This window comes from Candidatus Endolissoclinum faulkneri L2 (assembly GCF_000319385.1).
GTDB classification, from domain to species: Bacteria; Pseudomonadota; Alphaproteobacteria; order Thalassobaculales; family Thalassobaculaceae; genus Thalassobaculum; species Thalassobaculum faulkneri.
This window is the reverse complement of sequence record NC_019566.1, coordinates 1,103,743-1,129,427: the sequence shown is the minus strand read 5'-3', so window position 1 is coordinate 1,129,427 and position 25,685 is coordinate 1,103,743. Positions and strand designations below refer to the sequence as shown.

Annotated in this window: 9 protein-coding genes, 1 tRNA gene and 1 other RNA gene; 5 read left to right on the top strand and 6 right to left on the bottom strand. The window is 29.9% G+C overall.

Going from position 1 to position 25,685, the window contains the following annotated elements; translation table 11 throughout:
- Positions 1–1,462: 1,462 nt before the first annotated feature.
- Positions 1,463–3,049, bottom strand: coding sequence for a bifunctional phosphoribosylaminoimidazolecarboxamide formyltransferase/IMP cyclohydrolase (gene purH, locus A1OE_RS03320; RefSeq protein WP_015088912.1), 1,587 nt, complete (start codon positions 3,047–3,049; stop codon positions 1,463–1,465).
- A 991-nt stretch (positions 3,050–4,040) separates the two neighbouring features.
- Between purH and bfr the strand changes: the two genes are divergently transcribed.
- The gene (bfr, locus tag A1OE_RS03315; protein ID WP_015088908.1) at positions 4,041–4,526 is read left to right on the top strand and encodes a bacterioferritin; all 486 of its coding nucleotides are present in this window, start codon (positions 4,041–4,043) and stop codon (positions 4,524–4,526) included.
- Positions 4,527–5,154: 628 nt separating this feature from the next.
- Here the strand turns inward: bfr and A1OE_RS03310 are convergent.
- Positions 5,155–5,661, bottom strand: coding sequence for a copper chaperone PCu(A)C (locus tag A1OE_RS03310; RefSeq protein ID WP_052312392.1), 507 nt, complete (start codon positions 5,659–5,661; stop codon positions 5,155–5,157).
- A 1,773-nt stretch (positions 5,662–7,434) separates the two neighbouring features.
- Here A1OE_RS03310 and A1OE_RS03305 point away from each other — a divergent pair.
- Positions 7,435–7,509 (top strand) — tRNA-Gln (locus A1OE_RS03305).
- A 1,013-nt stretch (positions 7,510–8,522) separates the two neighbouring features.
- On the opposite strand, the gene A1OE_RS03300 is transcribed toward A1OE_RS03305, so the two are convergent.
- From A1OE_RS03300 to A1OE_RS03285, 4 genes are all read right to left on the bottom strand, one after another.
- A complete protein-coding gene (locus A1OE_RS03300) occupies positions 8,523–8,738 on the bottom strand; it encodes a DUF2061 domain-containing protein (RefSeq protein ID WP_044283285.1) in 216 nt (71 codons plus the stop codon).
- A gap of 2,701 nt (positions 8,739–11,439) precedes the next feature.
- On the bottom strand, positions 11,440–13,329 hold the full coding sequence (locus A1OE_RS03295) for a polysaccharide biosynthesis protein (protein WP_148276843.1): 1,890 nt from the start codon (positions 13,327–13,329) through the stop codon (positions 11,440–11,442).
- A 1,555-nt stretch (positions 13,330–14,884) separates the two neighbouring features.
- A complete protein-coding gene (locus A1OE_RS03290) occupies positions 14,885–15,895 on the bottom strand; it encodes an MraY family glycosyltransferase (RefSeq protein WP_015088898.1) in 1,011 nt (336 codons plus the stop codon).
- Positions 15,896–18,662: 2,767 nt separating this feature from the next.
- Entirely contained in the window at positions 18,663–19,820 is a 1,158-nt protein-coding gene (locus A1OE_RS03285; RefSeq protein ID WP_015088893.1) for a glycosyltransferase family 4 protein, read from the bottom strand.
- A 140-nt stretch (positions 19,821–19,960) separates the two neighbouring features.
- Between A1OE_RS03285 and A1OE_RS03280 the strand changes: the two genes are divergently transcribed.
- The 3 genes from A1OE_RS03280 (at position 19,961) to A1OE_RS03275 (ending at position 25,411) form a co-directional block, all read left to right on the top strand.
- A complete protein-coding gene (locus A1OE_RS03280; protein WP_015088892.1) occupies positions 19,961–20,734 on the top strand; it encodes an alpha/beta hydrolase in 774 nt (257 codons plus the stop codon).
- A gap of 1,417 nt (positions 20,735–22,151) precedes the next feature.
- Positions 22,152–22,553, top strand: an RNA gene (gene rnpB / locus A1OE_RS04180) — RNase P RNA component class A.
- A gap of 2,636 nt (positions 22,554–25,189) precedes the next feature.
- Positions 25,190–25,411, top strand: a complete 222-nt coding sequence (locus tag A1OE_RS03275; RefSeq protein WP_237737650.1) for a BolA/IbaG family iron-sulfur metabolism protein — start codon at positions 25,190–25,192, stop codon at positions 25,409–25,411.
- Positions 25,412–25,685: the final 274 nt, after the last annotated feature.

Here is a 25,685-nt window from a genome sequence, read left to right as displayed (position 1 = left end):
AGTCGATAGAAAATATAAAACTATCTTATAAAATAAAATTTTTAATTGCCAGTAGCAAAATAGTTATATTAACTAATTGCTTTGTATGTATAAAATGAAAAAAAATTTCTTGAATAAATAATCCACGAATAAATATACTTATCCAAGGGTAGGCTAGAATATTCAGCAAATACGCAATATTAAATTGTATTGATCTTCTAGAGTTATTAGCATTAGCAATTAATATTGTCTGTCTCTTTTTTTTAAAATTTAAATAGCTTTTTATTAAGCTAACATTAAAAATGAGAAATTATTAACATGCAGGTAAAATGCCTATTTTCTTAGATAAATTGTGTAAATGAAATTAACTTAACTGTTAAGTATGAAACAATCATTCAAAAATGAAATCAATTATCATACAGTTTCAAATTTAAAATCAATCCTGACTCCACTCTTACTATTATTTATATTTGTTGACAGCTATTAATAAATAATGCATTAATAATGCTAAATATAATTACCAGCTGCTACAGTAATTCGTTAATTTCATTTTAGCTAAACGTAGAAATGTATGATTATACCAAAATATTTGAATGTAACACTAACAAAAGCTCATCACTTGAATTATTATTCAACTAGCAAATAAATTAGATCAAATAATTATGTAAAGCTATTATCATTATCGTGTCATTATTTTTTGTGATGTACTACTTAGTAATTAAGTATACAATTTCTATAAATACGACAAATCTATAATTGAAAAATCACATCAATTTTAACAAAAAATAATAAGCTGATACAGCAAAGCTATAAGATCGATGAGCTTGGAGTTTTTTTCTGTCAAGGTTGGATGTATTGTAAATCTTAAACAATCGTTTCTTTTTAAAAGAAATTCAGTAATGTAGTTAAATAAATTATCTCAAGTATGGCTAAGCCTATTGCTCATTAAGTTTTTAATACAACACTAGGTAATTGGCTGTTTAAATCATGTTAAAAAAATAAAATGCTGATTTTAGCAGATTGCGAACATTTTAACGTAAAATTCTTAATCGAGTGCAAGCGAAAATAATTTTTAATATAACTATAATCATTTCGCCAAATAGCTTGTAGATAACAATCTTATCTTTTATTAAAACCTCAAAAGGATAGCACTGGCTAAATTAGCCTTTGTAATAAAACATTTCTCTTGTCATAAAAATTATTTTATATTGAATTTACTAACACGTATATAGAAAAATTAGTCTAATAGACTTGTTATTTATATAACAGTACAGCATGGATTCATTACTCACAGCTCTTATAATTACGTTAACGAATTTATCTTGAAACTATTTTAAAAGATAAACTAACTAATATTTATTTTTAATAGACTAATCTAATCAGAGTAAGTTGATTTAATCATAACCTTAGATAAGCAAAAATATTTATGGCTATTACATAACTAATTGAAATGTATATCATAAAACTATGCCTGTCTTGCATTTTAATGAAATAAGTGCCGCATGCCAGTTAAAACCATTGCAAGATTGCGTTCATTGGCAACAGTGATAATCTCTTTGTCACGAACGGATCCTCCTGGCTGAATGATTGCAGTTGCTCCAGCTTCAGCAATAATGATCAAACTATCTATAAAAGGAAGAAAAGCATCAGAAGCAACAACCGAGCCAAACGTACGTGGTTTCAACTCGCCTGCTACTTCAGCCATTTCCTTAGCCTTTAAAGCGGCAATTTTAGCAGCATCTATCCGACTTGTTTGTCCTGCACCAATAGCAGCAGTAGATCCGTCTTTTACATAAACGATAGCGTTTGACTTTACATGCTTACAAATACGAAAAGCTAACAAAAGATCACGTATTTCCGCTTCGGTTGGATAGCGCTTAGTAACTACTTTCAGCTCATCTTGATTTATCCTTCCCGTATCACGGGATTGAACCAGTAATCCTCCCGATAAATTATTAATAATGAGGCCGGAAGACGTCGGATCAGGTATACCGCCAGTTTTTAGTACCCGTAGATTTTTTTTTTCTATAAAAACCTCTAATGCATCTTGATCAAAATACGGTGCAATGACTACCTCTACAAAAATCGCAGCAATCTTTGTTGCAGTAACAAAGTCTATCTTGCGATTAGCCGCAACTATGCCACCAAAGGCACTAATAGGATCACTAGCGAGGGCAGCATCCCAAGCTTCGCTCAATAAATTAGCGACAGCTACGCCGCATGGATTTGAGTGCTTTATGATAGCAATTCCTGGCCTTTCTAGCTCAGACACCAATTCAAAAGCAGCAGCAGTATCATTCAAGTTATTATAGCTAAGCTTTTTGCCTTGAATTTGCTCAGCATTAGATACTCCAAATCTTTTTTCTGTTGTACGGTAAAAAGCAGCTTGCTGGTGAGGATTTTCCCCGTAACGGAGCATCCGAGGAGAAAAGCCGGATAGAGTAAAACGACGTGGGAATATTTCGCCTGCCTCGCGGGCTAACCAAACGGAAATTGCAGCATCATAAGATGCAGTACGGCCATAAGCGATAGCTGCTAGCTTGCGACGGAACGCCATTGTAGTATAACCATTGTGTGCGTACATTTCATCAAGCAACCGGCCATAATCATCCACATCTACTATAACTGTTACGAACTCATGATTCTTAGAGGCTGCACGAATCATAGCTTGTCCTCCAATATCAATGTTCTCCACACTTTCATCGTAACCTACTCCACGAGATTGAGTTATCTCAAAAGGATAAAGATCAACTACTAAAAGATCAATTTGAGATATTCCATACTCATTCATAGCAGCAACGTGATCATCCTTATCACGCCGAGCAAGTAGCCCTCCGTGAATCAATGGATGCAACGTCTTTATACGCCCATCCATTATCTCCGGAAAGCCAGTTATTTTTGCCACGTCTACTACTGGAATTCCAGCATCGGCGATTTTCTTGGAGCTGCCACCAGTAGACAGAATTTCAACTCCCATATGCGACAAGGTTGATGCAAACTCGGTAAGACCAATTTTGCAGGAAACGGATATTAATGCTCGGGAAATATGAACCAAATCAGGAGAAGTCATGTGGTTAATACTCAGCAGTTGTTTAAAAAACTAAATCTTATCGTCATTCAAAGATCTGCGGTTAATCAGGTTATTGAAATTTAAGAAATACCTAGCGCTTAGTTAATTAGATCTCAATTTTTACTTCTTCGCAGAAGAATTTTTTAGGGGTATTTATTTTTGAAATACACTCACGCACAGGCATATATGACAAATATCTAAATCCACAAAGGTTATTTACTCAAAATCGTAAACAATCTTTGTGCGGTAATATCATTGTTGTGTTATGCCAAACCTTAAGATTTTCAGCACTAATTCATCATTTTCTCAGTAAAAATTATGAAGATACGAAGAGATTTTATCTACAGAAATATTAAGATTTAAGTTAACTGGCAAAATTATTCAGACGCTCAATCAATCCAATTGTCAAGATTTCTTTCTATTTTTAATAAAAATTGGGTTTGAATCTAGGATATTAGTTATTAATGGTACTTTAGAATAAGTAAAGTATTCATCAGTTTAACATATCAAATTAAATAATAACTAAATATTTTTAGTAGTAAAATTTACTTTATATTATAAACTTTACTAAAGTCATCCATTAGAACGCTTATTGTGCTGGTTATAGTAGTATTATATTTTATGTTTATTATTTAATGCATTTTTTGCATTGGCTTAAGTAAAATATTTCGATTGCTTTAATATATAGGCTTCTGCCTATCTTGATTTTTGTTATTAAAGTATAACATAATCTATTCTTTTTTTCATATTCATTTGTATTATTTAACAAATTTTATTTCATTTTTACGCTAAATAAATAACGACAATTATTGGTAAATGGTGTGACCACATTCATTCATTAAAATAAGTTAAAAATTGTGTCAAATAATTAAGTAATTGTTTGTTCTATATAGTGATCTAGCATAGTTTATATCCATTATGTTTGCATTGCTTGTGTTTTTTAATTATTATACTATAGTTCTCACTTAAATGATATGGAGATGGATTTATCGTGGAAAGTACAAAAACAATTATTGAACATCTAAATTGCATTCTTAAAAATGAATTGACGGCAATTAGTCAGTTTTTTTTACACTCACGCATGTTGGGAGAATGGGGAGTAGATAATCTTTCGAAGAAAGCTTATCACGAAGCCATTGAGGAAATGGAGCATGCTGATAAGTTAATCAAACGTATTTTAGTTCTCGATGGCTTACCTAACCTACAAACGCTAAACACTTTGCGTATAGGAAAAAATGTTAAGGAAATTATTGAGTATGATCTTGCGATTGAAGTTGATGCTTTACACTTTCTGCAAAGTGCTATTGCTGATGCAGAATTGATTCGCGATTATGTAACCCGTAAGCTTCTAGTTCAGATTATCGAAGACGAAGAAGAGCACATGAATGATCTTAAGACTCAGCTTGAACTACTCGGCCGTATTGGCTCGGAACACTATATCCACCTAAAAAGTGTGATTAGTAATGTTACAGAATGAAATTTAATTTACTTAACAGAAGATAATTTTTATGTTGCTGTTGAGACAAATACCATGCAGGATTTCCGGTTGAGTTAAAAGTAATAAATAAACTACTAATTTATCTTCAATTTTTTCTACTTTTTACATTTCGCAATCATCAAACTTCAACTAGTCAAATAGCTTCGTTTGTTATATATTGATTAAAAAAAACTAAGCCAATCACTCACACCATTTTAATTAATCATAGTATCATTAAACGATTATTAATCGCTACTAATGCTATAAAATTTTATAAAATCTGGCAATGTATAATCAAATCACACCTAAGATACTACATCTTATTGCACAAGGTAAAAAACTCATCTAAATATTAGTTATTTATTGTAAAAACGTAACCATTATTGTACTAAAGTATATGCCTATAGGGCTATACTTTAGTACAATAAATAAATTGTTGATTTATTTATTTAATCAAAAGATAAAATTACTTCTTTAGGCAATACACAGAAAATAAAATGTAAGTTCATTTTTTATTAGGGCATTCTATCAGAAGATAGAATAATAAATTACAAGCAAAAATCTTTAGTGCAGTAAGGCAATATGTGAATAATAACAGGAAAAATTTAAGTGATAATCGATTTACTAATTATCGTATATTATTAACTAAATCAGCAGTTGGACTAGACATCGCATCAATTTCTCCAATTTGTACATTAAAAGTAATTTCACCTGCTTTTTCAAACAGTAAAGTTAAACAAAAGCTATCTCCTTTCTTTAAAGCCTTCTTTAAACCCATCAACATAATATGATTACCGCCCGGTTGCATAATCACCACGCTTTTACCTGCCACAGGTATTGAATCTAATCTGCGCATTTTCATTACGCCATTTTCATTCAGATGGGTATGTAGCTCTGCTAGATCAGCAATCGGAGTTTTTGCTCCAATAAGATTATCTATTTCAATGTTCGTATTCTTAATGGTTAAGAAGGCTACACCATTCTCGAGGGAACCTACACTAGCTCGCGAAAATGCATTTTCAATGCAAATACCTTTACTCATAGCAACCCGAGAATCAGTGCAAGCGACATTTTCATTATAATCTGTCTTATTGGATGAAGAGTGGGCAAGAGGATTATCAATGCTCTGACTCATTGATGGAAAAATAGGGATGATAAAAAATATCCCTGTAATTGACACAAAGCAAGTTATAATGAATTTACTATTCATTAACAATTAATTTCGCTCCTTTGTTTTTCTCTTTTACGTTATTAATAGGCAATAAAATGTATTAATTTACTTGTGTAAGTTAATACGGTAGATTAAAGCATTACGCAATAATTATTGCACAAAAATTACTAAATTCCTATTTACTTTTAAAAAAATTTTCTAAAAGTTTAGGTTTAAAATAATTAATTACTATATGCTTATTTTAAGCTTAGTTAAATAAATAAATTTAAATAATATCTTAATAATTAAAACAAGGAATTAAATAGGAAATGCTTAAGAATATTTCTTCTCGCCTTAATATGATATAGTTTTAAATAGCTATTTTTCCATTTAAATACTGAGTATCTCACCAAATATTTCTTGCTGAAGTTATATAGAATACTCTTAATATTTTATTAAGAGTATTCTATATAACAATCTACTGTAATAGCTAATCAAAGTATGCGATAGGGTGCTTGTTACAAAACGCTGCTCTGCCAGAAATTTGATCATTAAGTAAAAGTTTTTCGACGATTAATCCAAGTACGAATAGTCTTATTTGAGTGCAGGCATTGTGTCTAATAAAAAATTTCTAAATATTAATATCTTAAGTTCGTTCGCTTAAAAGAAGAAGAAAAGATATTATGCTTTTATCAAAATAAAAACTTTATTTATAGGAAAAGTTCTAGACTAGTGTTGTTATAAAAATATGATTATCCTAGATAAAACTTTAATATTATTACGGTTATTTCTTAGATCAATAATTTAACCTTAACTAATAATCTAACAGAAGAATAAAGTATAATTGTGATTTATATAGCATTAGCCCTACATTGTAGAAGTGGTTGTATATCATTGTCCTTCCAAAGGGCAATTCATTGCTTAATATTTGAATGCGAATAATAAAAGTCTTTATTTATATAAATAATAAATACTTTTTTTCATCACTCTTGCTAAGATTAACTAAGGATGTGCAGTGCAGCAGTAAATCCAAATTAAAAATTTGTAAAAAATTTAAATACAAAAATTAGGCAAAAATCCTTCTTTAACTAAGAGATATTAATCATAGACTAAGACAATGAATTAGTGATTTAGTTACTAAATCATAATAGTCCTTATTTTCTTCAGAAATATTTATAAACTCTTTAGACAGGAATTAACCATGGTATAGCTAATGCATAAATTAACTCGTTATACAATTGTCACAACAACGATAATTTTATTTTTAATAAATCACAATATAAATTAGCATGTATTTAGCTTCACTAGTGAAGATTAAATTATAAGGTGTTTTTATGTTAAATCTATTTAATTAAATAATCTTAATATTTAGCTAGTTAAAATCTCCCTTTGTTACTATATTCCTTTGTTAATATAAAAGGATTTATTCGGGTAAATATTGTTGCTTTATATACTAAAGAACACTTCAAGTAGTTAAAACTTTAAAGATATATAGCTATACGCAGTATATGATATATTTATAATCTTTAATTCAATTAAATATTACATGTAATTATTGGAATCGATGTATTGATTTAACTAAACATTATACATAGTTGTTTTATTTGTTACATTTCAATCATATCCTAAAATAATTACTTGTTCTAGGTTGGCAAAAGAAATGTTTAGCATTCCTTAAAAGATGTAATATAATACTTAATTAGTAGTCTATACCTAAATTAATGTTTATAGTGTGAGTCTCTCCTTATATCTTTTGTGTGGGGCGTAGCCAAGCGGTAAGGCAGCGGTTTTTGATATCGTTATTCGCAGGTTCGAATCCTGCCGCCCCAGCCATTGCAATTAGCAACTAATATTTCACTTACTCACTTATAAAACTTTATTTATAAATAGATTAAGTAGTATTTTTATTAAGTTAATTAAGGATATATTAAAATATTGAAATAATTTTTACTTCTCTCAGTTAATTATTATTATTATTATTATTATTGTTGTTGTTGTTGTTGTTGTTGTTTAGTCTAATTAACTAAATTAATCAGTTAACTAATTATATCTTTTAAATATACTAATCTGCTTGTTGATATGCTTAAGCACCAAACAAAAAGTCTGATTAGACTTAATAAGTTAATTTTAGTTTATTTTAAATCGTTTATCTGTTTGATGAATAAAAGGAATTCTTGCTAAACCCGATTAGTTCTTTAGGGGAAGCATTAAAAAAATTATTCTTATAATGGCTGAAGTTATCAAGTATAGTACATTTTATGATTATTAAAACTCTATATAGTAATAATCATAACATAATTTAAATATTATTTGCTTATGTTAGTAATTAGGACAAATTGTAATTATTTGTCTTAGGTTAGCAAAGTTAAAAGATTATATGTAAAAGAAACCATATCACTTATTAATTTTTAATCATTTGATTTTTAGAAAAAAAATATATTATCAAAATTAGGACAAAATACTACTTAGTAAGCTTTCGATTTATGTAAATTACTGTGCATTATCTTAAGTTTAAGATTATGACAACTTAAATAATATTAAATAAATAATAACATTAAAATATAATTAAACTACGATATTACAGTATACCATATCATCATCTGTGGAATATTAATGATAGATAATTTTTATCTCAAAGGATATTATGAAATAATTGATTAAAATTTCTTAATAAAAATCTGAAAATTATTATCAGTGCAAATATAATTAAGTGTAAAATAAATACGTTATTCCTTGGATACATGTAATAAATTGCCAAAAATCTATAAATAAGTGACATCAGTCAGCATAATATCGTGGATATTATGCTCATTAGCAATGATATTAGTGCTGTTTATTAAATTGCATCAATCGATACCCCATTCAAATCGTGACCACAACCGCTCATGGCCATAATATAAAAACATCTTGGTTAGCACTTCTATGCTAGCGATTGAGCTGGCCCAAGCAAAACTATCTGTTATCATCAAACTGATCAGGAATGTATCTAATGTTGCCATTGCTCGCCAGGTCAAGGTTTTGGCGAGAGAACGCTTGCGAGTTGTTTTCGAGTAGTTGATCATGATCCATCTCCTTATTACACACAAAGATAACATTGGCGATTTCCCATCACCGGTGAGTATCGTATACAGTTTGCTGCTCCTTTGCATACAAGCAACTAATCAAAGAATCATACTACTCTTAAAAACTCATTATTAAGATTAGTTTAACCGAGAAAATCTATAACTAAGCCGGAATTTTAGCATAAGACACGGTGTTAAATACCCTAACCGTTTCTTTGTAGACTTTAGTACTTATGCGCATAGGATTCTATGATTAAGTTTTATGATGAATAGTTGTATCTTGAAAAGCTTTGATCTTAGCTACGCTGATTGTCATATTTAATGACACTGCTTATCTAGGGATCAATTCTTGAGTTAATTTAATAATTATGATTTCATATCAAAAATGATACTTGCCTTGCAAGGCATAGTAAAGACGTATTCTTTCGCAGGTAAACAGTTAGTAACGATAAGTATAATTGATCTTTTTTTATAAGATGATTTAACGTAGATTAACTAGGTACTAATCTTGCTTCAGAAGCTGAAATAGTTTATAGCGTAATTTCCTCAAACAATATCAATCTTTATATTGATAACAGTATGTTAGTATTGTTTATTGCAATCTAATAAGAGCTCTCTTTTTTTTAAATACATAATCAAATGCTATTAAATTTGACACAATATTAATTATAAAAATTTTTTATTTACTTGATTTTTAATAATCATTATTTACCAATAAATAAAAATAACTAGTTATACACAAATTACTTCATAGTAAATTAATTATTTATCGAGCTATGCTCAATTTTACTGAATTATATAAATACTATTTATAATGATATCGAACTTTATTTAAAGTTATATTATTTTAGTTTTAGATTAATGAAATATAAGAGTTTGTTTATTAACTTCAGAAGAAGTTAGTAGCTTATTTGATTTATTTTGATAAGTTTAATTATCTTGTTATTAGTAAATCACGCCACTTTCAATAAAGTTAAAACGTATAGATAATGATTTATTGTTAGAAATATTCTAGACTAAAGAAAATTATTATTTTATTCAAGATATATGAAGTATGCTATCTTGTACTAAAATACTAACTACTTATTAAGTAAATTAACTATACTATCATAGAAAAGCTTATAAGATTGAGGGCTAAGCTAATGGAATTTACAAATTATAAAAAGTTATTACGCAATATTATATTTGCTTATTATAAAATATTTCTTACTCATTTTTGCACAACAAATTAGAAGATTGAAATTGGCCATATCGATGATTTAATCATCTAATTATTAATAGGATCATTAATGTGAGATTTAATCTTTTTGTGTTTTATTTAAGAAACAAAAAGTGTTTACGGTGATTTATCATTTAATTACTTACTTCATTTAAACTGCATAACGACACGCAATTTATTAAAAATAATCTATGACAATCTTACTAATCTGAAAAAACTTCAACGCGCATCAACTAAGTAATAGCTTAAATTATTCTCCATACCTGTATTTTTAATAGAGATCTATACCTCTTAATCAGTATTGTGTCTTAATAATTAATGTCTTAAAATATGGCTTTTATCAAATTTATATTTAAACAAAAACTATATTGTTATTGATTTTTTTCTCTTGACCTGTCTATTCAGGTAGATTTTTCTTGTATGCTTATGCGTACTAATTTGGTTAACTTCATAAATAAATTTAATCACTTGTAATTTTCTGCAAAATTGCTATTGAATTTTGGATTGTGCTCAATAATTTGCAAAATATCCTGGTTGTCTATATTAAACTTCATAGTTCGTATCTGAATCAAGACTTAATAATAATATTATGCAGCAATAAAATGTTGTATTATAGCATAAATTTTTGTTAATTTTCAAGCAGTTGTTTCAATATTAAATCGGATAGAATCATGTTGAACAACAGTAAGTTTAACATCGGTTTATTTCAATACTTTGATATTGAATAAATTTTAGCAAAAATGGAACAATACATGTTTCATAGACTTTTTTTAAGTTAAATAATTTGATATTTATTAAAATATAAATTAATAAATATCAAAGGTTAAGTTAATTTTATCTGATAAAAATTTCATTCTGTGAATGACATACTAGTAATTAGCTAATTGTTTAGCTGAAAAACATACTTTTTTGCATGTAAATGTAAATTTGGTGTTTTATAATGGCAACATAGTTTTGACATAAGGATATTTGCATACAAAATGCCTGTTGGTTAGATTATTAACAATAAAATAATTATTTTATTGTTAATAATCTTTTCGCTTATAAATAAAAATATCCTAATATAGCGCGTAATTATTTTTAATCATTTTGATTAATACTACCTCGCTAGACTATAGCATGTATGTTGATTTATTAATTAAGCAATAATCTCTAATAAGAGAAAGATTTTTTAATCTAAATTATTATTGTTTTACTACCAATAATCTTTGGTTAATATTTAATTTTTAGTATTTATTAGTGGAATAGGTCAATTTATGTTAATAAAATTATGAATGATGATGCATCTTAATATTAATTAATAATAATCATGTAAAAACTAGATCATCTACAATTTATTTCTGGATTTCTAAAGTAAAAGATAATATATTGATTGTACAAGAGATTAAAGATAAGCTGATTACTGTTTGCTGTCTAGAAGTAACAAATTAAAAAAATAAATCGAATTACAGATATATTCTCCTGGCCAAGTTTGGTTTATAGTCAATTTTTCGTTTTAAGCATACATAATTTATATTCTGGGACTATGCGGCTTAGGATTTGCATGGTAGCCATCGTTTGTCTTGAGGAAGCTGCGGCTTCCAGTTCTTTCATAGCACTTTGTATAAATGCACGATTTGTAGTGCGGGGCTGTGCGTGCCGTATGGCAGGAATTTTTGTAGCTTTTAGTGTTTCATCCATTTGAAACAATTCTTCATGTAATTTATCTCCGGGACGAAGTCCCGTAAAAGCTATTTGGATATCTTTTCCAGGAGTTAGCCCGGCTAGTCTAATCATTCTAGATGCGAGATCAATGATCTTTATTGGCTCTCCCATATCCAGTACAGTGATTCCACCTCGCTCATTCTCCAAAGAAGCAGCTTGCAAGACTAATTCTACCGCTTCACGCACAGTCATAAAATAGCGTGTGATATCTGGATGTGCGACAGTCAATGGCCCACCATGTTCTAATTGCCGTTGAAATAACGGTACCACAGAGCCATTTGACCCTAAGACATTACCAAAGCGTGTAGTTACAAAACGGGTACCACCTTCTAGGTCGCGAGCTTGACAATAGTGTTCAGCGAGCCTTTTAGTAGCCCCCATAGCATTTGTTGGGTTAACTGCTTTATCCGTTGAAATTACTACTACGGTTTTAACCCTTGTAAAGCAAGCTGCATCCGCGATAATGCGAGTACCAACAGCATTGGTTAGAACAGCGTCGCAAATATTATTTTCCATTAGGGGAACATGCTTTAGGGCAGCAGCGTGGAAGATGATTTCTGGCTTAGTAGCTTTTAAAATCTCGTTTATTCTTGATTGGTCACGTACGTCACCGATCATCGCAGTATAATGTAGATTTGAAGCAATTTCTGCTAATTCCAGATCAATACGATATAAGGCGTATTCTGACTGCTCAACCAAAGTGATGCAAGTCGGTTTAAGGTCAACAATTTGGCGAACTAACTCAGATCCAATTGTACCGCCAGCCCCGGTAATTAGTACTCTTTTCCCTTTTATTATTCTTTGCATAGAGGGACGGTCAAGAATTGCTTGCGGCCTGCCAAGCATGTCTTCCATATTAATTGGACGCAAGTACAATTGCTTTCCGGCTTTGTCAACACTTTCCAAAGCACCCAAGACAGACATACGACTTACTGGGATGCCTATTGCATTCGCTTGTTGGAGTAACTTGCGTGTCGTCACACTACTGAGTGTACGTCTTGTAATGACGATACGCTGCGGACGTAGTCCATGAGTGCTCAGTTTTTCGATCACGTCTTTTATTTGGCTAATTCCCCCGTAGATTGGTACACCCCGAATTTGCCTTCCAGTTCGGGAATTTCGATTATCAATAATACCTACTACCGTATACGGTACTCGATAACGCGGAATGGTTTCGCGGATAAATAAGTCAGCATCATCACCTGCACCAACTAATAGAATTGGTATTTTCCCATGTGTGTTTTTATGCTTGAACATTCCTGCAATAGTGCCATCCTTTAGCATTTTATAGCTTATACGTGGAAGAATTAATAAGATCGATAAAATAATAGCCTCAATCACTGAGAATGAGTTGGGTAAGGCATCAAAACTAGTAATGATTGACTGTAATAAGATAAAGCAGAAAATATTTATTACCACCGCCTGTACAATACGTCCTAGATCAACAATTGAGGTGTAGCGCCATATTGCAATATCCAATCGCATTAGAATAAACACTCCAAGTGCAACGAAGGTAAAGATTAGTATCCAAGTGTGAATTAGCTGTATTGGCCAAAGGGGCATTTGTTCCCCAATTTGCACGTATAGTGCTAATGGAAACGAAATCGCGGCCAGTACTGTGTCATGGGCGAAAATTAACAGGGAACGTTGGAAAGCACGTGCTTTCATATATTGAGTCATAAAGTTAGTGAGATTACAAATAATTCACACATCATACGATGATGCGATTCAGATCGTTATAGATTAGGATTTCATTATGTATAGCTAATTCACAGAAAAATTAAAAATATCAACGCCATCTCTCGTTAGAGAGATGTTAGTCAAATATTTCATCTAATATATTGCTAAATATAATTTAAGTAAAATAAAATACTTTATAAGTAAAATACATAATGTTACTTATTTTAACAATCCAATTCATCATACAATGATAATTTGTAGGATATGATGATTACTTTTCTTCATTAAAGTATATTAACTATTGAATATTATTAATTACGCTTTATTTAGACATTTTTATAAAAATAAATTTTACTGATTGCTGTATTGGTAATGTTTTGCATTATATGGTTATGGTTAAATTTAACAAAAATAACTAGCGATTTCTAGCATAACAGGTTTGTCAGTTTTAAATCGATATACTTCTGGCCGTCATTGGGAGAGGCAAAACTTACTTAATTGTAATTTTGGAAGATTGATTACCTTTTCAAGTATAACTAACCAAAATTAAATAGAAGTATATTTCTAATAGAAAATTTTCAGCTATTTAAAATAGTTAGTTAATTTTAACATTAACAAAATAACTTATTAAACATAATAATATATTATAGATATTAAGTTTATATTTAAGTATTATTGATTTTTTATCATAGAATTTATTACTAAATAATGTATAATGGTAATATTTAGATACTTGATAAGTAATGCGGAACATAATATCTGATCAAGCAGTAACAATCAAACTAACCTTTTATACAGCTAAAATGGATAACTCGTCGAAAATGTTTAAGATTTTTATTTATGATAAATCAATTTGCAAAATTTGCAGTAAATAACAATGGATTGTGTTACAATATTACCATTATTATGAATTAATAGATAAATATCTGATCTACATTAAGTTAATTTTATTATTATATGAGATTTAGATTTTTATCCGACTAGTCTCGCTTACTCTCTTTAACAGAGAGTGTAGAATGATAGATTTAACAAAATAATAGTTCAGATTTTCGCCGCTGTAAATTTTACATTGTCTTTGCATGTCTAATACAAGTAGAATTATTAATTAACATGTTAAAAGATAATGTTATTTAAATATAGAATGAGATAATTTTCCCTCAAAAGAAAACTATTATTTTTTTGTACGAATAGTGCTATAATAAGGATGATTAAATATATTTTACTGTTTATAATTACTATTACTTGAATAGACTAAGATTGATCTACTAGTAGATAAAATAAAAATACCTATGAGATTAGATTAAGTTTATTTTATGCCTATTTTTAATAAGACTTGGTTTATTATAAGTATAATAAGATTGATTTTGATATTTTTGCAAGCGAGTAAGAGCAAATAATAATTGATTTGCAATATGTATTTTGATACGCGTATGCTTGTCTTATAGAATCTGACCAACTAGATATTCTCTTTCATGAGCATTTATCTAATTATTTTATTAGTATATAGATTAGCATGTTTTGTTTTATCTTGAAAAAATAAATCTTATGCCGTTTTTTGAGCTTGAGTGCCAATCTTTAGAAAAAGGAAAAAACATCCCAAAGATACAATTATTCCAAAAACTAGTGAAAGCAAGGGATTTATTAATAATACCCCCCATGATAAAATCATAAGAATGCCGTTAGTAGCTAATATTATTAAACACACACGGTCATGTTTCCAACCAGCCCGAGCAGCCAACTGATAGGCATGTTCTCGGTGAGCTTCCGTTATTTTATTTCCTTGAACTACTCTTCGCAGCAGTGTTACTGAACTATCTACTACGAACACTAGTGGCAAAATCAAAGAAGCTACTAAACCCGCACCTCCTAGTTTTGAATTGGCTATTAGTAAATAACCAATTATGAAGCCAAGAGGAATACTGCCTGAGTCGCCAAGAAATATTTTTGCTTGATGCCAATTCCACATTAAAAATCCCAAAGAAGCCCCAAAGATAGAGACACTTAAGTTTAGTAATGAGGTAGGAGCGAGCCCGAGATAAGTAAGACCTTCGATGCCGAAACTAATGAATGCTGTTTCGCTAGCAACGATGCCGTCTATCCCGTCCATAAAATTATAAAGGTTTATAAACCAAAGCCAAACTACTGCACTTAATATTATGTCTGCTATTTGCGGTAGATAAGCTGCAAAAGCTCCACGACCATCTAAGGACCAAAGTCCTACTATCACGGCTATGCCATGAACAGTAAGACGTAAACTAGCAGTTAGGTTGCTCAGATCGTTAATGAAAGAGATAACGCTGAGTCCTATTGTGGCACAAAGCAGGATGCTGAGATTACTATTAGTCTGTCCAAACAACATATCCCAGCTTATAGCCGTAACTGCAATAGTAGCGATTACTGCTATTCCTCCTCCGCGTGGAGTTGGGATCACATGGCTAGAACGATTGTTCGGATAATCAAGCAATGCTGAATGTCGTAATATATTCAGCATTGCTTTTGTCGCAAAAAAAGAAAGTAAGGCAGCAAGAACAGTAAATATTAGAATTATAGACATAGCGTTAGTTTATAACTATCCGAATAAAGTATATCTTAAATGATATCAATAAATATATTGATACTAAAAGGTAAAATATTGTTCTCATTAATCGATGCAAATGCTAATTTGCGCATAATTAATTTTTGTTAAATGTTCCTCCTCAATAATGTTTACTGCTTGCTGCCGTTGATAAATTTTATTTTTAATTGACCTTTAAAGGAAATTAAGTCCTAAAACTGGCTTTGTATAGTTACTTTTCAGTTTCTTTTTTAGTGTTAAGTGATAGTATTTTAGTAATCAATACACAAGTATTTAGTATGATTACTAATGGTGTGCAGATTAATTTGGATATCAAAAATATTCAGTAAATTGAGTAAAATTAATAATATTAAGGTATGCTATGCTTAGCTAAGTAGGCATTTAATTTGGTAGTAACTAATGAATATTAACTTCTTAACTGGAAAATTGTTTTTACTTAGTTATTATTATATAGGTAGCTGCCCCTAAAATTTAGTAGTAACATCAACGATCTTGGTTGCAGATAATTATCTAGAGTGTTTTGTGTTGAAGTAAACGTTATTTGCTTTTTGCACCTACAGGATTTGTAACCTAATTTAAAAATATACTTCTACCGGATAAAAGATGATTATGCTTAGTATCACGAATACTCTTGATGACTTTGTTAGACTTTGATTGCCTTATGATAAAGTATCATATTAAAAATGATGAAAAATACACATGCGAGCCGCGGTATTTTGTATTGATTAGGTCTCAACGGATAAATAACAAACTATTAAATAAATTTATCTGTTATCAAGACAAGCTGCATCGCAACTTACTATGCAACGAGAAAATATTTAGCGAATCAATGTGAAAGTGCTTTAGTTAAATACAGAAAGTTATTTGAATAAAGAAAAATTTAATCATCCATGGCTATATGGAAACATCTTATCGAAGATAATTGCAAGCTAAATAATTATAAAATCCACATTTTATCATGATGTCTCTGTGTTTATCTAGATTACTTTTACTAATGGAATAGTATGTAAAAAGCTACTGGCAATAGAATAAATTAAATGTGACAAAACTAGCTAAATTTATTAGCAGTATTTTTGTTTTAAGATGGCAAATAAAATTATTATTGCCGACAATAAAATTGCTATGGATAAAAATTAAAAAAAACTAATAATTTACCGTTAAAAATTTTATTGTTCTATTTTAGCAAAGTTTGAAATCATTTCTTGCTTTTATCAGTGTATAGCTAGATAAAGTCAAAAATAGCTTTCATAGTAAAATTTTTACTATATTACAGCATAGGTAGTTTCTCGCATTTCGCTGAACGGTCTTTGGCTGTGTTCAATAAGAGATATTAGTTAAATGTTAAATCTTTAAAAAAAAGTGACATAATAACAATGGAGCTAATAGAACCACCGCAGAAAAATAAAAATTATTATAAGATTTCAGGCTTTATACTTTAAGTTGGTTTGTTGGCTTTGTATTAATTAAACAAATTTTATAGCCGATCAGAACATTAGCCATATAATCATGTGGTATTGTCTTTTATAGCTAATCATTAGCCCGATCTAATGCAATTAATGATTGATTTTTTTCAAGTATATCAGAAATTAATATTTAATTTAATTCAAGCTATAAGTTTTAATGTAGCGACGAATAGAAATTAACTAATTTTTCTTCTGACTTATAGAAAAATTTAAAATAAAATATGTGTAATGCTACATTACTAAAATTCTCTGGCAAAAGTTAGTATGATAGATTAAGTAATAAATTTAATATTATTTGATTGTATAATCTTTTTATTATTGCTAATGATTATTTAATCCATTTGATGAAATAATTACTTGCAAACAGTGTTCTTTATTATTTATTCTTTTTATATATAAAATTTTTACTTAGAAGTATAACTCATTCAAGTATTTATCAGTCATTACTTTTCAAAGTAAGCGTAAGGAAATCTTCTTAAGAAGAATTATTACCAATTTTAGTTAGCATATATATTATAATATATTTACTTATAGCAAGTATATTATAGAGCGGGGGAATAGTTGATATTTGTAATTAGATTGCAGCGTATTGTGGATCTTTATTTGAAACAAAATAAGCATTACTATCAAAAGTGGTGTTGTAGCGAGTTGCTATTAGCTCAATTAGATTATTCATTCTTTTTTATTAAAAATCGACTAACTACACCAATTGGTCTGTACAACTTTAGCTTGTAAACAAGAGGAGAAGACTTGGTAGTAACGTTACTTCTTAATATGTATGCGATATGTCAAAAGAAAAACTATGAGTGATCGCGTAAATAGTCATTGTTTAATTATCAATTTAAATCTAATCATAGCAATGAAATGCTATGAAAACTCTTTTATTTGGATAAATAAAAAAGATAGTTTATAAAAAATCAAGAATAATAATTTTATATTTTAGCTTAATTTCTTATTAGATCATGGATATTATACCCTAGTTAAAATGCTTTGATTTTTTAATCACAATTTGTCATCCCTTAAAAGCAATCATTTAATCAGATGATCGCACAGATCAGAAACACTGCCTATCCATAAATTAATCTAAATAAATTCTTGAAAAAGAAACCAGAATTAATTGATAATTAGTGAATTTTTGGTAATTTATCATAGGTTGATTTATTAGTGTAATTCAATGAACAATATAAGCTGTGTTTGCAATCTTTTGTATGAGGCTAAGCAGAAACAGGATTCTTCCAAAGCAGAGCCATCAAAGCGATATTTTTCAAAAGATTAATATAGTATCATAAATGGCTATATCCTCGTGTGTTTAAGAGTTCCTTGTAGACTTTTAGTGTACTGTTGCACATTTTGGTGCATGAGAAATGTTCTCTCACATTAGCGACCGCTTTTGTGGCAAGAGATGCACGCTCGCTCTTATTTAGACTAAGCGCTGTAAGTATTCCATTAGCTAGTGCTTTAGAATCGCCAGGTTTTACTAACCAACCGGTTTCACCCATAAGTACTGTTTCGCGTGCACCACCATGATTGAAAGCAACAATTGGCCGTCCCATAGCTTGAGCTTCGATCATTACTCTACCGAAGGGTTCGGGAATTAAGCTGGCTGAAACAACTACATCTGATAGCTTGTAAACAGCAGGCATATCGTCAGTGCAGCCAACGATTTGGACAAATTTATCTACACCACAGGCACGAGCATAAGATTCCAACACTTTCTTAATCTTTGGCTTAGCTGTGTAGTCACCAACCATTAAGCAGTATAAAGAACCACGCTTTAGGTGATGAGCTAGAACATCAATCACAAGCCGATGACCCTTCCAAGCGGAAAGGCGTCCTGGCATCAGGAGTATTGGAATACTCTTAGGTATTTGCCATTTGTTAATCACCCTAATAATGCGCTCTGTTGGCACTTTGTTTGGGGCAAATAATTCTAGATCCACTCCACGTGGAATTATCCTCAGCCGATCTTTATCTATTTTGTACTCGACAAGCAAGCGATTTGCGATATAGTGCGAGACGGCAATTACTCTATCTCCGCGCGCCATTACTGAGTTATAACCTCGTTTTATAAAAGTAGAGGTGTGTGGGTGTTGATGAAAGGTAGTGACAAACGGCAATCGACTCCTTTTCGTTGCATTCAGACCAAGCCAAGCGGGAATGCGAGAACGTGCATGAATCAAATCGATATTTTCACTATAAATCAGATTAACTAATGAATTAAATGTCGCTCGCCAGCACAGAGGGTTTTTAGAATGGATAGGAAGTTTTATGTGAGTGGCGCCTATTTGCTCTACTTCACTCACAAGTGGACCGCCTCTCGAAACTATTATCGATCGCCAATTAGCCTGGATAATGGCTTTAGCCAGATCTAGAGAGCCGCGTTCAATTCCTCCAGAAACTAAAGAAGGAAGCAATTGTAAGATAGTTGGACTATTCATCATATGAGTTTAGCTAAAAATGCTTCAAAGTCTTTCAAATAAATGTTAAGAAGTAATTTGTTTGTTTAATCACTCTCATTGTTAGCAAGTACATTAGCTGTGCTAATTAATATCGGAAGTTAACTTTAACAAGAATAAAGCTAATGTCATATAATGAAAAAATAGATGCAACCTTGGCTGATACTTTGACTACCCAAGATGGTGAAACACTTGCATATTATCACCTTTTGGGAAGTAAACCTGGTATCATGTTTTGCGGTGGTTTTATGTCTGATATGACTGGCACTAGGTCCATGGCACTGGAAAATTTTGCCCGAAAACGTGGCCAGGCCTTCACTCGATTTGACTATCGTGGTCATGGTCAATCATCAAGTTCGTTTCGTGAAGGCACTATTAGTAAGTGGAAAATGGATGCAATTACCGTTTTTGATTCCTTGACATCAGGGCCGATGGTTTTAGTAGGTTCTTCTATGGGGGGATGGATAGCTTTGCTTCTTGCTTTAGCCCGCCCTGAGCGCGTTGTTGGAATAGTTGGCATTTCTGCCGCGCCAGATTTTACCGAAGACTTGATGTGGGCAAAATTTGACGAAAATGTTCGCCATACTCTTATTACTGAGCGAGTCTATCTAAAAAACTCAGATTCTTTTGATCAACCTTATATTATCACAATGGATTTAATTGAGGATGGTCGTAATCATCTTATTATGCGCGAGCCAATCCCAATTAAAGCGCCAGTTCGTTTGCTTCATGGGATGCGTGACACTAGCGTACCATACCAGTTGTCAATTATTTTAGCAGATCGCCTGAAAAGCGAAGATGTTCAGCTGCATCTTGTAAAAGATGGGGGCCATCGATTGTCAACTAATCGCGATCTCTCATTATTGATGAGAGCAACATCAGATCTGTTGGAGATATAGGTTTGTAGTAATGATTAATAATCGCTCCTTTAAACTATAGCTGGTGTTTTATTTAGAAGCAAAAGTACTATTATGATTTGCGTTTTGTCATAAGCAGCAGTAAAAATTTATTGCCAATCTAGATTAGATTTATTAACTAAAATGATGATGACTTTTCTTACAAATGCAGATATTTTATTGAATTAAAAGCTGCCAACAACTCTCTCAATCAGAGATTGAGAGAGTTGTGTGTTAGATTTTTTATTATATTCGCTAGAAATTAATTACTTAAAAATATTTCGTTAACTAAATAATAGCATTATTTTTAATAATTAACAAAAACATAAAGAATTGGCTAATTTTGTAGTTCTTGCTTGTTTTAGTTAAAAATTTTTTACATATTTTTATTAGCAGATCATATGATACTTGAATAGTACATTCTGTTTTGGTTATCTTGGATTAATACTGTAAAGCTTGCTAAGTTTTTTCTAGCTTGACTCAATAAATTGGTTTTTACAGATATCTTATACGATATCCTAAAATTGTTTTTCGCTGCAGCAGGCGGAAATTAGCATATTAGATACATTTGTAGTTTATAAAAGTTATGCTATTTGCTTAAACAACTATTTGCTTATTAAGTTAGATTATTTAATTGATATTATAAATTTCCATTTACCCTTCAGTGATCGATTAAGATCATTAATGCAGATTAACATGCATAAGCTAATATAGTGCAGGTTGTTTTTTATAAAATGCAATAATTATTTCAGTTGTATTCATTGTAATTATATTTTATATATGTTTAATATTTTTTGATTACTAGGATTATTTATCTTAACAGCGAACATATATTATATGTTCGCAATTTAGTTTTTATTTAGCAAATACTTGCAGTATTGGACGTTGTTTTTTTTCCTTTTTCTGTAAGGATAAAGCTAGTAAAATCAGATAGGTGAGAATTTTTGCAATAATCCTAATTGTTAATAATAGAAGAATAAATTGTTGACATCTAGAGTATAATGTTCTTCCTCCGAAGAGGAATCTTTGCTATTATAAATGTACTAATAGTTTTTTAATTGGGTTGTTATTATGATTAATTTTATGGATGATATTATATATACCAGAACTGATCAATTTGTATAATCTATCTAGATACAATAACGATTATGCTTATAATTATGGCATTGACTGTTCTCTATAATCAGTAAGGAACTGTGTCATAATCACTACATCTTCCTAGTAGACAAGTAGGTTTTTTACATAAAGAAGGTTTAAGATTGGTAAAAATATTTATTAGCAATTTAGCTCACTTGCTAAATTAACTTTGGCAACTTGCTGTTTAAGCATGTTTTAAATACATAGCAATTTTGTTAATAAATTTATTATTATAATAATTGCTTACTTGACATTTAAGAAAATATAAAATACTTTATAAATATCAGGCGGTTGGACGGCCGCCGATACGTTATAATTAATATGGGAGGAAAGTCCGGGCTCCACGGGAACACGGTGCCGGGTAACACCCGGCAGAGGTAACTCTAGGGATAGTGCCACAGAAAGTAAACCGCCTAGGTCTCTTGATTCTGAGCTTCTAGGTAAGGGTGAAAGGGTGCGGTTAAGAGCTCACCGCAATTCCGGCAACGGGATTGGCAAGGTAAACCCCACCGGGAGCAAGACCGAATAGGGATGGCATGCTAGCTTGTAAAAAGATATGCAAACGAGTTCCTGCGTAGTCATTCGGGTAGGTCGCGTGAGATGGTCGGTGACGACTGTCCTAGATGAATGGCCGTCACCTAGGTTTTCTTAGGTACAGAACCCGGCTTATAGACCGTCTGAAACTTTTGTTTTATCCTGTAAGGAAGGTGTTGTTAATTAAAAATAGATGTTATATGCAAAATGTTAGTAGATTTGTATTGTATTGATTTTTTTATTTTAAAAGTTAAAATTATACTATTTCTAATATAGAAATTTTTGGTTACGAAAATAGTAGGCGACATATGATAATGTCGCTTTGATTCGGTTATAAAAATAATTTGTTCGTTTTAATAAACGAAAATTTGTTTTATTTATTAAAACATTATGAAAAATTAATATCTATTTGCTGTTTTGTACAATTATAATCAGTTATGAGTATAAATAACGAATTGGATGTTTTTTACGTAGTTTGCTGATTATTGTTATGAAGTGAATCGAATGCTTCAGGATAGACTTACTATTAAAGTATCTTCTCCTTCACTATTACTTATTTTTATTAAAGTATTTTTAATTTTTCCCCGATCTTATCAATTACTTGATGTAGTATTTAAAAGTTGTTCCGTTTATGATGCCAGTCGGCTAGTTTAGAATATAATTTCGATATGCTAGATAATATTTTACTTGCTATAATAATTTCCGTGCTGTATTTTATCCATTGAACCAAATTATTGGCAAAAAATAATTTTTGTATTGTTTTAAAATGAATCATTAAAAAGTGATTAATTTTATTCTTTTAAAGATAATATTTCATTAACTAATAAAGTTAACTTTTTAAAGGTATAATAATTTTTAATCTAGGCTAATTTCATAAAGAAATAAGTATGCATTTATTGATGAGGTATTAGCTTTCACTTGGAGCGAAAGCTAAGAACTTACTAATTTAATATGATGTTAATAAATGCTATATTGACTTATGTTTGTTTATGCAAATAGTTTTCCATTTATTGGAAACAAATTTCTTATTTTTAAATGCGGAATTATATACAAATATTTATATCAAGTATATAAAACAATACAAATTTTATCAAAGATTAATAGTGTGATGGTATAACTATAATCAAATATTTGATTGATTACAAAAATATCTTGCTATTTGTATTAGCACTAAATACTAGACTAACGTCATTTATCTATTTTGCTGAATTTTTCATTGTGTATAAATTTATCTGCATAAATAATTATTGTAACTAGTTGTAACAGTAATTTTATTGGTGTAATAAAAAAATTTAATAACTGCATTACTCTCTTGCAATGCAGTTATTAACTAACTTGCTTATTCAAGATTGCTATTAGAATAGTATTTTTGATTAAATTTTTCTTCTAAGAAACTTGCTTTTCTCTATATCTAATATTTCAAAAATAAAACTTGTTTAAAATTGTTACTATCACAGCTAATCAATAATTTATGTATATGTTATTGATTATTGCTAAATACACTGGTGATGAATATACTACCTTCATCAAAGTAGCGGATATATGTTTATCTTAAATCAATATAGATTATTGATTGCTATTCCACTTGGGTAAAGTTTAAATGCTAAAGTTTGGTAATGTATATATTAAGCTAAATTTATTTTAATAAATACATTATTTTTAGTTCAAAAAAGTAGTAAATTATCAGCTAGATTGCTAGCTTAACTATAAGCTATTGTTCAAATAAGTTTTAGCATAACCAATGTCAGTGAATTAATGAGATAGAACATATTATGAATTATATTTGCTATTTTCTTAAATTACAATAATATCAACTACTTAATAGTAAATCTAATATCGGTTAATAAGTAAAACATGATAGGATTTAGGTTGTGTGAATGAACAAATAAGAGGCTATCCAGCTTACTATAAAACAACAAGCGTTAACAAAATATGTCATCTATTTCTAATCTTAATGCTATTTTATCTCACAAAAATCAATTTATTTACCGAAAGCAGCTGCACTTAGATAAGAAAATTTTAAGTAACATTGCTGTTCGATAACCTATTCTAGAGAACACTACTCTTTTTTCTCTTGAATATTTTAAATTAAAAATTTAAAATATTTTGCCTGACTATATAGTCTAAAATAGCCGGATTATTTGGTTATTGGGTATACAATAATTTTTCTGAGGATATAGAGTCATTTTTATTCATGATAGCTATATCAGACTACCTAGCATTGCTAGGAATATTAGATCACTAGGTAGTGGTTAATTCGTAGATTGATGAAATCATAGTTTACTTAGCTGATAATAATCAAAAAAAATTTTTACTTTCCGATTTAGAATAAACTCTATTAATTGTATAGATTGTTAGTTAACCAAAACATGATTATTAAACTATTCTTGTTTTGTTTAAAAGCTTTATTTTAATACCTTAACGTCACCAGTTAAATTTGATAATTGATTACAAATATAGTTAAATTGAATTTATATGCTTTTCCACAAAGCAAATTAAAGCGATTGTTGCGCAGTTTTTCCATGTTTTATAAATAGCATTACTGTGATCTAAGCGAATATTCTTTTTCATCCTATATTCAAGTTAGTATTTTACTAACTTGAATAATATCTGTGGTAACCTATTCCCGATCAGCTGATTTTATAGCAAAAATTATACTTAATTGACGTGCAAAGATATGCTTTTAAATCTCAGTTAGAAAGTTAATTTATTAACTAGGCAGTATACTATATTATTACTATGAAACAGTTAAATTTAGCATCAATAAGCAAAAGGTTAATTATGATTATGAAAGAGAATGAAATTAAATACTTAATCAAACAAGCTATGCCTAATTCTTATGTAAAAATTAAACATTTGCATGATGATAATTATTCTTGTTACGTTGAATCTTCTGCTTTTGAGGGTAAAAGTCTTGTGCAACAGCATCAGATAGTGTACAATGCCCTAGGGAAAAGTTTAGATAAAGATATTCATGCTTTTAGCATCCAAACAGCTATTCCCAAGTAGTTATGCTTATAATTATTATATAGTTAGTTTATACATTAATATTTTATTAAATTTAAGTAATTAACCTTATCGAAATATGTTTAATTAATTGCTTAGCCTGAGTAACGATCTGCTAAATGGAGCTAAATAAATAAGTTGTTGGCAATTTTATTATCTTGTTCAGTTCTTCTAGGTAACTTTACAATAGCACCTATAAGTATCTAAAATATTGTTCTTATATATGTTTATACTCTAAGAACAATATTTATGTATAATTGTTTTATTATTTTCATCA

Excerpts from the sequence above, each read along its gene's own strand:
- A1OE_RS03285 (WP_015088893.1), bottom strand. The coding sequence starts at position 19,820 with ATGATGAATAGTCCAACTATCTTACAATTGCTTCCTTCTTTAGTTTCT.
- A1OE_RS03275 (WP_237737650.1), top strand. The coding sequence starts at position 25,190 with ATGAAAGAGAATGAAATTAAATACTTAATCAAACAAGCTATGCCTAAT.
- A1OE_RS03295 (WP_148276843.1), bottom strand. The coding sequence starts at position 13,329 with ATGAAAGCACGTGCTTTCCAACGTTCCCTGTTAATTTTCGCCCATGAC.
- A1OE_RS03310 (WP_052312392.1), bottom strand. The coding sequence starts at position 5,661 with ATGAGTCAGAGCATTGATAATCCTCTTGCCCACTCTTCATCCAATAAG.
- A1OE_RS03280 (WP_015088892.1), top strand. The coding sequence starts at position 19,961 with ATGTCATATAATGAAAAAATAGATGCAACCTTGGCTGATACTTTGACT.
- A1OE_RS03290 (WP_015088898.1), bottom strand. The coding sequence starts at position 15,895 with ATGTCTATAATTCTAATATTTACTGTTCTTGCTGCCTTACTTTCTTTT.
- purH (WP_015088912.1), bottom strand. The coding sequence starts at position 3,049 with ATGACTTCTCCTGATTTGGTTCATATTTCCCGAGCATTAATATCCGTT.
- A1OE_RS03300 (WP_044283285.1), bottom strand. The coding sequence starts at position 8,738 with ATGATCAACTACTCGAAAACAACTCGCAAGCGTTCTCTCGCCAAAACC.